8 protein-coding genes are annotated in these 13,212 nt (G+C 60.9%); 3 read left to right on the forward strand and 5 right to left on the reverse strand.

The window, feature by feature from the left end:
• The first annotated feature begins 3 nt into the window (after positions 1-3).
• Positions 4-915: an alpha/beta fold hydrolase gene (locus tag HNQ36_RS03195; RefSeq protein ID WP_347339938.1), complete on the forward strand. Its 912-nt coding sequence runs from the start codon at positions 4-6 to the stop codon at positions 913-915.
• A 117-nt stretch (positions 916-1,032) separates the two neighbouring features.
• Here HNQ36_RS03195 and HNQ36_RS03200 read toward each other — a convergent pair whose 3' ends face one another.
• The 4 genes from HNQ36_RS03200 to HNQ36_RS03215 all read right to left on the reverse strand — a co-directional run bounded on the left by HNQ36_RS03200 (position 1,033) and on the right by HNQ36_RS03215 (position 7,880).
• Positions 1,033-4,275 carry a bifunctional cytochrome P450/NADPH--P450 reductase gene (locus HNQ36_RS03200; protein ID WP_184082483.1) on the reverse strand — a complete coding sequence of 1,081 codons (3,243 nt, stop codon included), beginning with the start codon at positions 4,273-4,275 and terminating at the stop codon, positions 1,033-1,035.
• Between the two features lie 130 nt (positions 4,276-4,405).
• The gene (locus tag HNQ36_RS03205) at positions 4,406-5,407 is read right to left on the reverse strand and encodes an alpha/beta fold hydrolase (RefSeq protein ID WP_184082777.1); all 1,002 of its coding nucleotides are present in this window, start codon (positions 5,405-5,407) and stop codon (positions 4,406-4,408) included.
• A gap of 14 nt (positions 5,408-5,421) precedes the next feature.
• A complete protein-coding gene (locus tag HNQ36_RS03210) occupies positions 5,422-6,963 on the reverse strand; it encodes a WS/DGAT/MGAT family O-acyltransferase (RefSeq protein ID WP_184082484.1) in 1,542 nt (513 codons plus the stop codon).
• 116 nt (positions 6,964-7,079) lie between these two features.
• Positions 7,080-7,880, reverse strand: a complete 801-nt coding sequence (locus HNQ36_RS03215; protein WP_184082485.1) for an esterase/lipase family protein — start codon at positions 7,878-7,880, stop codon at positions 7,080-7,082.
• A 277-nt stretch (positions 7,881-8,157) separates the two neighbouring features.
• Between HNQ36_RS03215 and HNQ36_RS03220 the strand changes: the two genes are divergently transcribed.
• On the forward strand, positions 8,158-10,860 hold the full coding sequence (locus HNQ36_RS03220) for a bifunctional acetate--CoA ligase family protein/GNAT family N-acetyltransferase (RefSeq protein WP_184082486.1): 2,703 nt from the start codon (positions 8,158-8,160) through the stop codon (positions 10,858-10,860).
• 134 nt (positions 10,861-10,994) lie between these two features.
• On the opposite strand, the gene HNQ36_RS03225 is transcribed toward HNQ36_RS03220, so the two are convergent.
• Positions 10,995-12,047 (reverse strand): alcohol dehydrogenase, encoded by a 1,053-nt coding sequence (locus tag HNQ36_RS03225; protein WP_184082487.1) that lies wholly within the window; start codon positions 12,045-12,047, stop codon positions 10,995-10,997.
• Between the two features lie 199 nt (positions 12,048-12,246).
• On the opposite strand from HNQ36_RS03225, the gene HNQ36_RS03230 reads away from it, so the two are divergent.
• Complete coding sequence (locus HNQ36_RS03230; RefSeq protein ID WP_184082488.1) at positions 12,247-13,155, forward strand: LysR family transcriptional regulator; 909 nt, start codon at positions 12,247-12,249, stop codon at positions 13,153-13,155.
• The last annotated feature ends 57 nt before the right edge of the window (positions 13,156-13,212 follow it).

A 13,212-nucleotide genomic window follows, 5' to 3' on the forward strand; every position in this document is an offset into this window, starting at 1 on the left:
GCCGTGAACGCACATCAGCCGCCGCAAATGGCAAAGGCCAACGGAATCGAGCTTTGCTACGAAATCTTCGGCGCGTCTGACGCGGAACCGCTGGTTCTGATCATGGGCCTCGGCGCCCAGATGATCCATTGGGACGACGACTTCTGCCGGGACCTGGCGGGCCGCGGCTTCCGCGTCATCCGCTTCGACAACCGTGATATCGGCCAGTCGACCAAGATGTCCGGCGGCAAGCCGCTGCGTCCGATGGAGTTGCTCAAACTCCGGATCTTCAAGATCGCGCCGGAAGCTCCCTACAAACTATGGGACATGGCCAGTGACGTCGTCGGTCTGCTCGACGCGTTGGGCATCCGGAAAGCGCATATCGTCGGCGCGTCGATGGGCGGCATGATCGCGCAGGAAATCGCGATGCAGTACCCGGACAGGGTCTTGTCGCTGACCTCGATCATGTCAACAACCGGCAATCCGAGATTGCCGCAACCAACCCGCGAAGCATCCGCCATTCTGCTCGCGCCGCCGCCGACCACCAAGGAAGAATATCTCACGCGCTTCGGCCAGACCTGGAAGGTTTTGCGCGGCGCGAGCTTTCCACTCGACGAAGCGAAGGACCTCGAGCGCGCCGAGCGAACCTACGCACGCGGCCTCAATCCCGCAGGGGTTGGACGGCAACTGCGCGCGATCCTCGCCTCTGGCAATCGCAAGGACCGGCTGAGATCGGTCAAGGCGCCAACGCTGGTGATTCACGGCACCATTGATCCGCTGGTGAAGATGGAAGCGGGCAAGGATACCGCCGCATCGATCCCCGGCGCAAAACTTCTGCTGATCGAGGGCATGGGACACGCGCTGCCGATCCCGATGTGGCCGACCATCATCGGCGCCATCGCCGAACACGCGCATGGAGCGACGAAGCGCGGATAGCTCACGTTGCGTTGACTGTCATACGCGAGCTTGACCCGCGTATCCATCTTCTGAAGAGAGGATGGATTGCCGGGTCAAGCCCGGCAATGACGTGCGGCTTAGTGCACAAACAGCGCCCTAACTTCCCGCCCAGACGTCGAGCACGTAACGGTTCTGAGTTCCCATGCTGTCAATCCAGCGCAGCGCCGCAGCCTCGTCGGCACCGGACCGCTCGCGGTAGATCGTCGTCAGCACGCGCTTGACGTCCGGCTCCATCTTGCCGCCGTCACCGCAGACGTAAATGATCGCGCCGGCTTCGATCAGTTTCCAGACCTTGTCCTTCTGGGCCGCGATCAGATCCTGCACGTAGCTCTTCGGTGTATCTGCCCGCGAGAACGCAACGTGCAGATCGGTGATGCCCTGATCGGTAAAACCCTTGAGCTCATCGGCATACAGAAAATCCTGCTCCGGATGACGGCAGCCGAAGAACAGCATCGAAGCGCCGAACGACTTGCCCTTGGCCTTCATCGCCGCGCGTTCCTGCAAAAATCCGCGGAACGGCGCGAGTCCCGTACCAGGACCGACCATGATGATCGGCGTCGACGGATTCTCTGGAAGACGGAAACCAGCCTTGGTTTCGCGAACGATGGCATAAACCACATCGCCCGCGCGGCGGCTTGAGAGATAATTCGAGCAGACGCCCTTGTAGATGCCGCGCCCCGAACTCGCCGGCGCATCAACCACGCCGACAGTCACACTGCATTTCGAAGCTCCCGCCACCGCAGGCGACGAGGAGATCGAGTAGTAGCGCGGCGACAGCAGCGAGAGCATTTCCAGATAGGTATGGAACGGCAACTCGCACGCTGGATATTCCTCAAGCAAACTGTACACTGACCTGCGCTTGGCAAGAATTTCCGAACGGTAGAGCTCGGTTGAGGCAGGATCGTCGCCGATCAGCGCCTCCAGCTTCGGCTTGGTCATCGGGCAGCGTGTATGCTCCGACATGATCTGGATTTGCTTGCGGGTCGCGACCTGCTGCAACTCTACGAACTCGGTCAGCAATCGACCGACCGATACCGCGTTGTCGACAGGCAATTGCGCCCGGCGGCCGGTAGCAACATGCAGCCGCACCTGATCGGCGGGAAGGAAACCGAACCGCCGCGCCACTGCGTCCACCAGAACCGGATCGTTGCGCGGAATGACGCTGAGATGGTCACCAACGCGATAGGTGACATTTTCCGGCAACTCGACTTCGATATGCCGCGTCGAGCGCGTGGACGGATTGGCGCCAGACTTGTTCTGCAACTCGTCGTTGATCAGCAGCTTCACCGGGACCGCGCCGCCGGACACTGCGACCGTATTGACTGCGCTATGTGCCACCGGCTCGATCTTGTAGAGCGGCTCGTCATTGGCTTCGCGCGTGAATCCAGTGTCGATTGCGAATTCCTTTACTGCGATTTCGCGCACAGACTTGAACCACTTCTCGAACTGTCCATCGAGATCGTCGCGGGCGTCGCCCTCGCCGCGTGTCACGGCTGGCGTCCCGCCGTGCGCTGCAAGCCGCTCATCGATCATGCGGGGAATCGACTGATAGGTTGCAAGCCAGTCACTGTTACCGCAACCGAAGACGGCGTAGCGGACACCCTTGAAGGCGTCCTTGGGCAGATCGCTGCTCAGCCATTTGACGAACTGGGTGGCGTTATCCGGCGGCGCACCGTTGTAGGACGCACAGAAAATTATGACGCCGCCCTGATCGCTCAAGTTTCCGACATATTCATCGAGCGGCGCGAGCTTGGTCGCGAAGCCATTGACCTCCGCCAGATCCGCGACACGATGCGCGAGATCCTCGGCCGTGCCGAGATTCGAGCCGTAGAGAATAAGCAGCGGCGTGTTGTGACCAGGACGTACGCGCGCCGGCGCAGCCGCGCCCGCGCTGCTGGCAACGGCGGCGGCGCCCGGACGATTGGCAACGATGGTCCGGTCCTTGTCGGAGCGCGCACGCACCTTGATCTTGAAGCCGTCGGGCTTGATCGTCAGCGTTTCCTTCAGATGCATCTGATAGCGCGTGTGGTCGAGCAGCTTGAATCGCTGCAGGATCATGCCGAGCGCCAGCGCCGCCTCATGCATCGCAAAGCCGCGGCCGATGCAGGCTCGCTGGCCGTTACCGAACGGTTTCCATGCGTTGGCGGGCCGCTTGGTCTCCGCCTCTCGGCTGAAGTTTTCCGGATCGAAGACATCCGGGTTCGGACCCCACACCGACGGATCACGATGCAACGCCATCACCAGAACCGTAACGAAGGTGCCTTTCCGCAGCTTGTACTTGCCGCCGATCGTCTCATCCTTGAGCGGTGACACGCCATAAGCTGGCGCAGGCGGCCACATCCGCAGGGATTCTTTCAGGATCTGCGAAATGTAGTGAAGCTGCGTCACCTGCTGGAAGGTTGGCTTGGCGTCGACATCGGGACCCAGAACCCGATCGACTTCCTCATAAGCTTTCTTGAGCACCTCCGGGTGCTTGAGCATTGCGTAGATGGCGCAAGACAACAGGCCGCTCGTGGTCTCGTGGCCCGCGATCAGGAAAGTGTTGATCTGGTAGCGGATGTTGACGTCGTCGAGCTGCTCTCCGGTCACCTTATCGATGCCGGTCATCATCGCGTTGAGCATGTCTTTCTTGGCCGCCGCATCGTCGGCATTCTTGCGCCGCTCGGCGACGATCTCATCGACCATGTTGTTCATGAACGCGACGTCCGCCGCCATGTCGGCTCGGCGCGCGCGCATGAACAATCCCTCAAGCGGGATGCCGCGAGTCATCATGATGGTTTCGAGCGAGCGCACCAGCGCACCCACGAACGGATGATAGTCCTCGCGATAGAATGAATTGAAGCGATAGTCGAAGCCGCACAGCCCGATGGTATCGAGCGTCAGCGCGGTCATGTCATGGACGACATCGATTTCGTCGTCGGCGTTGAGCCGCTCCCATTTCTTGACGAGCTGTTCGGCGATATCGACCATCATCGGGTGATATGACTGCATCGCCCGACCGCCGAACGGCGAAAGCAGGATATTGTGCGCCTTGTTCCAGTTTGGCTCGGTCGTGTCGGCAGTGAACAGTCCGTCGCCGCCGATCGAGCGAACGCGACGCAGCGCACCGCGCACCGCCTTGTCAAAACGCTTCTCGTCACTCAGTTCGTTGACGAGTTCAAATCCCGAGACGATCACCAGCGGCTGGCCCATCATGTCGAGCCAAAAGATCGGTCCCAGCTCCTTGGTCTTGCGCACCAGATCCTGCACCGGCGCGGTCGAATCCAGCGACAGCATGTTGCCGACGACCGGCTTCTTCGGCGGATGCGGAATCGGATTCAACTTGTTCTGGGACGACATCGCTCGGGTATCTCCTGCCCACGTGACTCTGATGCCCGGTTGGCCCGGAGCTTTTCGCCCAAGCTACTGTTCCGGCGCTTCTTTTGCAAAGAACTTATAGTGCAAAGGTTTTGGCTGCAGCCTCCCGGCGTTACCCGAAACGCCGCCTGCGCCATTCAAGGATTTTGGCGCTGACCTCGTCGGGCTGCTCCTGCTGGGTCCAGTGCCCGCTGTCCTTGACCAGGTGTTTTTCGAGATCCGGAACAATATTCTCCATCCCGTCGCATGACGACGGCGGAAGCACCGCATCGTTCTCCGCCATGATCATGAGCGAGGGCACGCGCACGGTGTGGTCGATATGCGCCGAACGTTCCCAGTTACGGGTCATGTTGCGGTACCAGTTGATCCCGCCGGTGAACCCCGAGACCTTGAACGCATCCACGAACACTTGCATTTCCTCAGGCGTCAGGATTTTCTCGCGCGGATCGAGCTTACCGTCGTAACCCGCGACCATCTGCGGGAACGCCATGTTTAGCTTTGGCGACGCACCGAGACCAGCCGCAGGCGGCCCCTCGCCGGCTTCCAGTGCTTTCTTCTGCGGCATCGGCTTGCGCATGAAGAAATCGAAGGCTTGTTCGACACGGCTGTCGAATATCTTGTCGGCACGGCGTTCAGGGTCCTGGAACTGCGCGATGTAGAGGTGATCACCGTACCGCTTGCGGAGCAGCCCGATCGGATCGCTCGGGGTGCGCGGCGTATGCGGCGTATTAACGCCAATGACCCCGGCCACGCGCGACGGATGCCGCAGCGGCATCTGCCAGACGATAAATCCTCCCCAATCGTGACCGACGAAGATCGCCTTGTCGATTTTCAGGTGATCGAGCAATCCAACGAGGTCGCCCGTCAGATTTTCGATGTCATAGGCCTCGACCGGCTCCGGACGGTCCGTCGCGCCATAGCCGCGCTGGTCCGGCGCGATAACACGTACGCCCGCTTCGCTCAGCGCCTTGATCTGGTGCCGCCACGAAAACGCGATCTCAGGCCAGCCGTGGCACAACACCAGCGGCGGCGTGTCTGTTTTCGGACCGGCTTCGTAGAAGCCCATGCGTATGCCGTTGACCTGGGCATACTGAAGCGGCGGCATTTCCATCATTGCAGGTGCCACGTTCAGCTTGCGGCACTTGCGCGATTGCCGGGCGCGGCAAAGGCCGCGGCTAGAAGTTCGAATTCCTTGGGCAGCATATCCGCCAGCACCTCGACATGAGGAATGATGTTCGCGCCGGCGATGAAACCAAAATCGAGCTGATCGCGATAGCTCTGCACCGTGATGTTCAACGCAAGGCCATGTGTCGAGATCGACACCGGGAAGATATGCAACAGCTCGGCGCCTACCGCATAAAGTGTCTGCCGCGGACCGGGCACGTTGGAGATCGTTACATTCGCCGTCGGCGGAAGCACATCGGACAGGTTGGAGCGGCTGTAGAGCAGCGCCAGCACCTGGATCAGCATCGGAGCACCCAGCATCGCAACGTTGGAAACCGACGGCATCAGCGCGCGCAGCGGATGCGACATTTCCTTTGATTTCGCCGACTGCGCGATGATGGCCTCGAGGCGCTCCTTCGGGTCCTCGATGTTGGTCGCCAGCGAGCAGATCATCCCGAACACCTGATTGTTGGCGTCGGTGTTGCCTTCCTCGCGCAGCGAGATCGGGACTGCTGCTGTCAGCGAGCGGCTCGGCAACCCGCCGTGTTCGAGCAGATACCGGCGCAGCACGCCGCTCGACAGTGCCATCACGACGTCGTTGAGCTTTCCGCCGGCCTGTTTCCCGATCGCCTTGGCTTCCGGCAGCGAGATCGAGACGCCCGCGAAGCTTCGCTCCGAAGAGATCGACTTGTTCAGCATGGTCGGGGGTGACACCATGCTGGCAAGGCTTTCCCGTGACTTAGGATCGGAGACCTTCGCCACCATGTCGCGGATACTTTTGACGGTTTCGGGAACACCGCCAATCATCCTGATCCCGCTCTCGATCTGGAACATCGCGTTGTCAAATAACACAGAGCCAAGATCGCTCTTGCCGGTGCGCGGCAGATCGAAGCTTTTCGCCTTGGTGGCGTCCAACGGCTGGCGCCAGAGCTGGGTATAGGAATCGAGCATGTTGGCTGCAATATCGCGCGGTTCATTCGCTGGCTTATTCGGAACGGCCTTTGGAAATTCGCGCGGCACCGGCGTGATGTCATAGATCATATTGGTCAGTGCAGCACCCGCGCCACCGTCGATGCAGGCATGGTGCATCTTGGAGTAAAGCCCGACCTCGTTGTCCTTCATGCCCTCGAAAACATAAAACTCCCAAAGCGGGCGAGCCCTGTTGAGAAGCTTGGCATGGATCCAACCGACGGTCTCCTCAAGCGTCTTTCGATCCGCGGGTGCCGGAAGACTCGCGCGGAATATGTGACGGTTGATGTTGAACTGATCGTCCTCGACCCAGCTTGGATTGTCGATGTCGAGGGGCGCCTTCTCCAGCCGCGCCTTAAGGATGGGAGCTACATGAAGCCGGCCCGCAATCATCTTCTTAAAGTCTTCGAAGAAGTTGCCCTGATAGCCATCCTTCAGCTTGAAGATCGCCATGCTTCCGACATGCATCGGCATCTCGGGCGTTTCGAGATAGAGAAACGACGCGTCCATCGAGGACAGCTTCTTGGCGTGGCTCATCTAACCCTCCCGTTTCAACGAGACCATGACGCTTGCGGGTTCTTGCCGCGTTTCGCGCTTCATGATCCGATTTGCCGTTGTCGCCTTTCCGGCGATTCTCGCTCGGCCGTATTCTTTTATGCGCCGACTTTCTCCGGACGCGCATAGGCCAGTGCAAACGGCCCCGAGCGATCGAACGGATGAAATTCGCCTTCCCGTTGCGCAAGACGATCGGCTACAGCCCACAGCGCCGCGGCATTGACGCCAATTCCGATATGGCTCGCGAGCGAGATTTCGATGTTTTCCGCCGTATCGTTTTCGCGGACAAGGCAGGTCCGCCAGTTCACGATCCCATCGGCACGGGTAAAGAGCGACGACGTCGGCACCGGCAGATCACCAGCCAGCGACTGAATGTCTTTCATGTCGGCCTCTTCGATGGTCTCGCCCGACACCATTTCGTAGACGCGCTTGGCATTCGTCGCGGTGATATCGCCGGCAAACGGGGTGCCTAACGTCACGACATAACGAACCATGTCCGGCATCCGCAAAGCCAGATCACGGGCGTAAATCCCTCCCAGACTCCAGCCGACGAGACTGACCTTGCGGCCGGTCGCAGCGTGAACACTGGTCAGCAATTTGCCGAGCTTGTCGCGCATGCTGTAGACGCCACCGGTGTTCCGTCCGAAGCCCCACGGATGGGTGGAGAATCCGAGCAGGTCGAGATAGCGCCGCAGGATCAGGGTGGAGACATCGCTGGCCAGCAGGCCCGGCAAGACCAAAACCGGATGGCCGTCACCGCGCGGGGCTGTCAGAAGCGCAGGCGCCATCAGCAATGTCGCATTCAGTTCGAAAACGCCCCGTCCCTCGGCAAGAAACAAACCGAGATTTGGCGGGCGTAGCCGGCCCTTTTCGGCGAGGTGGCTCTCGTTAGCTGTCATTGCGACCTGCCCGGGCAAACAACTTCACTGAACACGCCTTTTACTGCTCCGCATTGAGGCAGTCCGCTCAGTCTAGAAGCATGTCAGGCCTCATGCCAATCGGCTTTCGTTGAAAACGGCGGCGTGGTGAATTTTATTGCTCTGCAGCATGTTCCGGAACATGTTGCACAGTGCCGGCATACGGGGAATCGCATGCGACCCGATGCCCTTGGACCGCCTCCGACGCATTTCCCGCACAATTGCGATAGCCTGTGACGACGATGGCCCGAGACCTTTCATGAGCACGTACCGCCTCGACCACCTTTTTGCGCCGCGCTCGATCGCGCTCATCGGCGGAAGCCCGAAGCATGCCTCCGTTGGCGGTTCAACGCTCCGCAACCTGCTCGGCGGAGGCTTCAGCGGACCGATCCATATCGTCAACCGCAAGTATGCCGAAATCGAAGGCATCAAGACGCTCCGCGATATCAAGGACATTCCGGGGACGCCCGACCTCACGATCATCTCCACACCGCCCTCCGCCATTCCAGGGGTCGTGAAAAGAGCCGGCGCGCGCGGGTTTCCGGCTGCGATGGTGCTCTCCGCCGGTCTGGGTCTCGGCACCGGCTCGTATACGGAAGCCATCGCACAGACCGCACGAACGACAGGGTTGCGCCTGATAGGCCCATCGCTGGGCGTGCTGGTGCCGCGTATGAAGTTGAACGCCAGTTTTGCGTCGCGCCTGCCGCAGGACGGCGACCTTGCGCTGATTTCACAATCCGGAGCGATCTCGACCACGCTGGTCGAATGGGCCGCAAACCGAAACGTCGGATTTTCCGCCATCGTCTCGATGGGTGAGAATCTCGACGTCGATTTCGCCGACCTGCTCGACTATTTCGCGCTCGACTCCGACACCCGTGCCATCCTGCTTTACGTCGAGTCGATCAGCGATGTGCGAAAGTTCATGTCGGCGGCGCGGGCCGCTGCGCGCGTGAAACCTGTAGTGGTCATCAAGTCCGGTCGTCACACCCAGGGCGCGCGCGCGGCAGCAACCCATACCGGCGCATTGGCTGGATCGGACGCCGTCTACGATGCTGCGTTCCGACGGGCGGGACTGCTGCGCGTGCTCGACCTCGACGAACTGTTCTCCGCTGCGGAAACGCTAGGCCACCTGCAATCGTCACATGGCCACCGGCTTGCGATCGTCACCAACGGCGGCGGACTTGGCGTCCTCGCGGTGGATCGCCTGATTGATCTTGGCGGAGAACTCGCTGGTCTTTCCGAAGACGTCAAGAAAGGCCTCGACAAAGTTCTGCCGGAGCGTTGGTCAGGTGCCAACCCTGTCGACATTCTCGGCGACGCCGACGGCGAGCGTTACGCGAAAGCCTGCGAACTTGTGCTGGGCGACACCGCCAACAACGCGGTTCTGATCATGAATGCGCCGAACACACTGGCGCCTCCGGTTGAATCCGCGCAGGCCGTGGTCGCCGCAGTTAAAAAGTATCGTGCCGAAACCTACTCCCGTAAACCGGTGTTCGCCGCCTGGGTCGGCGATAGCGGCGCCAGCAGTACTGTCTTCGGCGAAGCTGGCATCCCGCACTTCTCCAGCGAAGCCGATGCTGTGCGCGGCTTCATGCATATCGTCCGTTATCGTGAAGGTCTGGACGTTGCGATGCAGACGCCGCCCAGCCTGCCGGAAGACTTTGCACCGGATGTGGCGGCTGGGCGCGCAATCGTCCAGAACGCGTTGAAGGATAAACGCGGCTGGCTTAATCCGATCGAGATCACCGAACTGTTCGCCGCCTACGCGATCCCGATCGCCTCGGCCACGCTGGCGCGTGATCCCGATCAAGCCGCACGCGCAGCAACCGCGATCCTGGCCGCAGGCAACACCGTCGTCGTCAAGATCAGTTCACCCGACATTTTGAACAAGTCCGACGTCGGCGGCGTGCGGCTGAACCTGACCAGCGAGCGCGCAGTCCATGCCGCAACCGAAGAAATCCTGCAACGCGCCGCCAAGATGCGGCCCAAGGCCCGTATCGATGGCGTCACCATCCATCCGATGATCCTGCGCCCACGTGCGCGCGAACTGATCGCCGGTCTTGCAGACGATCCGAGCTTTGGTCCCGTCGTGGTGTTCGGGCGCGGCGGCACCGCTGTGGAAGTCATCAACGACAAGGCGCTTGCGCTTCCACCGCTCGATCTCAATCTGGCAAGGGATCTGATTGCGCGTACCCGCGTCTCACGCATTCTGAAGAGTTACCGCGACGTCCCGGCGGCGGATGAAGGCGCTGTCGCGCTGCTACTGGTGAAGATCGCGCAAATGGCAGCGGATTTGCCCGAGATTCGCGAGCTCGACATCAACCCCCTGCTCGCAGACAAGGATGGCGTGATCGCTGCGGATGCCCAGGTGTCAATCGCGCCGCTGAGCGATGCGATCCGTGGCTCCGGCCATTACCGCTTTGCGATCCGGCCCTATCCAAAGGAATGGGAACGGCACATAACGCTCAAGGATGGCAAGCACATCTTTGTGCGCCCGGTCAGGCCCGAGGACGAGCATCTCTATCCGGAGTTCTTTTCGCACGTCAGCCAGGAAGACATCCGGCTGCGGTTCTTCTCCGCGATGAAAGAATTGACCCATCCGTTCATCGCCCGCCTGACGCAACTCGACTACGCACGCGCGATGGCCTTCGTCGCCATCGAGGAAACCACCGGAAAGATGCTGGGCGTGGTGCGCCTTCACACCGATGCTGACTTCGCCAGCTCGGAATTTGCCGTGCTTGTGCGGTCCGACCTCAAGGGCGTCGGCCTCGGCTTGCTGTTCATGAAAATGATTATCGAGTACGGCAAAGCGGAAGGCGTCCGCGCTATCCGGGGCCAGGTGCTGAGCCGAAACAACAGAATGCTGGACATGTGCCGGCGGCTCGGATTCGAGGTTCGTCCCGATCCGCAGAACTCGGATATTTCACTCGTCGTTCTGCCGCTCGGTATGCAAGCGAAATAGATTCCGCTTCCCGGAGATTGTTCATGGCGCGAACTGTGATTTTCGCAGCGATCGCACTGAACACCGTTCTCCGGGCTTACACCAATATCCTGACGCGTTGAGCGGCGCCGCAGCGCCGCTCTTAACGCACATCATCAGGGCACCAGCACCGCACGACCAACCAGCTTGCCCTGCTGAAGATCCTTCAGCGATGCGTCGGCTTGAGAGAGCGGCCGGGTGGTGACCGGGATCGGCGCAATCCCCTTCTCGCGCACGAGATCGATCAACTCCTGCGTCTCACGCAGGTTGCCGACATAACTTCCCTGAATCGTAATCGCCTTGATCGGAATGAGCGGCAATGCCCATGGCGCGCCGCCGCCGAACAGACCGACAACGACAAGCTTTCCGCCCTTGCTCAGGCAGTCGAATCCCAGTGCCGCGGTCGCTGCATTGCCGACGAGGTCAATCACGCCCAGAATCGGTCCGCCCGCTTTCGACATGATCTGCTGCAAGGCATCCGGTGCGGCGCCGTCAACCGATGCCAGCGCGCCCGCCTCCTCGGCAGCCTTGCGCTTGTTCGCATCGATGTCGACCACGATGGCACCTTTGCCGCCCATCGCTTTGAGAAGCGACAACGCCATTAGTCCAAGCCCGCCCGCACCGAAGATCACAATGGGTCGGTCCAGAACGGTCTCGAGTTTCTTGATCGCGCTGTATGTCGTGACGCCCGAGCACGCATATGGCGCAGCCGTGACCGGATCGAGACCCTTGAGATCGAGCAGATAGCGCGGATGGCGAACCGTGATGTGATCGGCATAACCGCCATCGCAATAGACGCCGATCGAATTCGGTTTGACGATACACATGTTCTCGTCGCCGGCGAGGCAGGTGTCGCACTTGCCGCAGCCGAGCCACGGATACACCAGCCGGACGTCGCCGACTGCAACGCCTTTGGCCTCCGGCCCGAACGCCACGACCTCGCCCACCGTCTCGTGTCCCATGGTCAACGGCAGCGAGACGCCGCGATCCTTCAACGACAGCTTGCGGCCATGGCCGAGATCGTAACCGCCCTCCCAGATATGCAGGTCGCTATGGCAGACGCCGGCAGCCTTGACCTTCAACAGGACCTGCGTGCCCTCCGGCTTTGGGGTCGCGATATCCACTTCGGTCAATGGAGCGTTGAATTCGGTGACCCTGAAGCTCTTCATCGCGTATCTCCCGTTTCTTTTCCAGCCGCCTGGCGCGCGGATTCTGTTCGGGCGGGAGTAGAGGCGAGCGGAGGCAGGCCTGTCAATACGGGCCACGCCATGCCCGCCGCCGCCAGATGAAACTTGGCCGCGGGCACCGGATGGACTACGCAAGGCGGACCGGCAGAGGCTTCGCCGGCGAATATCGAGAGCAACTGCGATGACCGACCAGTTTGACTGGAATCTCGTTCGATCGTTTCTGGCCATTACACGCACCGGCAGCATGACCGCGGCCGCCAAGCGCCTGAAGATCGATTATTCGACGCTCAGCCGGCGGATTGCCGCGCTGGAAGCGTCGCTGGGCTCCCAGTTGTTTGATCGGCGCACCAGCGGGTCGTCTCTCACTGAGGCCGGCGAACGGCTGCTCGAGATGGCCGAACAGATGGATCAACTTGCGACCTCGGCGGCGCAGTCGATCGGCGACTCGAAGCTTCAGGCCAACGGCGCGGTGCGGATCGGCACGCCGGACGGCTTTGGCACTAAATTTCTGGCGCAGCGTCTTGGCGACCTCAGCGACCGCCATCCCGATCTCACCATCGAACTCGTCGCAATGCCGCGCGAATTCAACCTCTCCCGCCGCGAGGCCGACATTGCGGTGAGCCTGACGCAACCGAGCGAAGGGCGGCTGCACTCGCGCAAGCTCACAGACTACGAACTCGGGCTCTATGCATCGCGCGAGTATCTCGCCATGCATCCTGCCATCGAAACCGCCACGGACGTGCCGTCCCACCGGTTCATTTCGTACATCGACGACCTGATCTTTTCGCCGGAGCTGGAATACGCGCATTTCGTGTCACCCGACCTGCGGCCTGCGATCAAGAGTTCGAACCTGATTGCGCAACTGAATTCCACCATCGCCGGCGCAGGCCTTTGCGTGCTGCCGTGCTTCATCGCGCAAACGGAGCCGGAACTCGTTCGGGTATTGCCGAGCTTTCGTTTGATCAGGACATTCTGGCTGTTGCTGCACAGCGACCTGCGCAACATCGCGCGCATCCGGGTCACGGCAGACTTCATTGCCGAACAGGCGGCTCAGGCTCAGGCGCTCTTCCTGCCCAAAAGCCAGAAGTGAAAAACTGGCCACCGCTGCCGTTATGCAGACTTCGAACGGCAACGCCGTTACCGCAAC

Source organism: Afipia massiliensis, assembly GCF_014203115.1.
Taxonomy (GTDB): domain Bacteria; phylum Pseudomonadota; class Alphaproteobacteria; order Rhizobiales; family Xanthobacteraceae; genus Afipia; species Afipia massiliensis.

Bases quoted from the DNA above. Each gene is read 5' to 3' on its own strand.
- HNQ36_RS03200 (WP_184082483.1), bottom strand. From the start codon at position 4,275: ATGTCGTCCCAGAACAAGTTGAATCCGATTCCGCATCCGCCGAAGAAG.
- HNQ36_RS03205 (WP_184082777.1), bottom strand. From the start codon at position 5,407: ATGATGGAAATGCCGCCGCTTCAGTATGCCCAGGTCAACGGCATACGC.
- HNQ36_RS03210 (WP_184082484.1), bottom strand. From the start codon at position 6,963: ATGAGCCACGCCAAGAAGCTGTCCTCGATGGACGCGTCGTTTCTCTAT.
- HNQ36_RS03215 (WP_184082485.1), bottom strand. From the start codon at position 7,880: ATGACAGCTAACGAGAGCCACCTCGCCGAAAAGGGCCGGCTACGCCCG.
- HNQ36_RS03220 (WP_184082486.1), top strand. From the start codon at position 8,158: ATGAGCACGTACCGCCTCGACCACCTTTTTGCGCCGCGCTCGATCGCG.
- HNQ36_RS03225 (WP_184082487.1), bottom strand. From the start codon at position 12,047: ATGAAGAGCTTCAGGGTCACCGAATTCAACGCTCCATTGACCGAAGTG.
- HNQ36_RS03230 (WP_184082488.1), top strand. From the start codon at position 12,247: ATGACCGACCAGTTTGACTGGAATCTCGTTCGATCGTTTCTGGCCATT.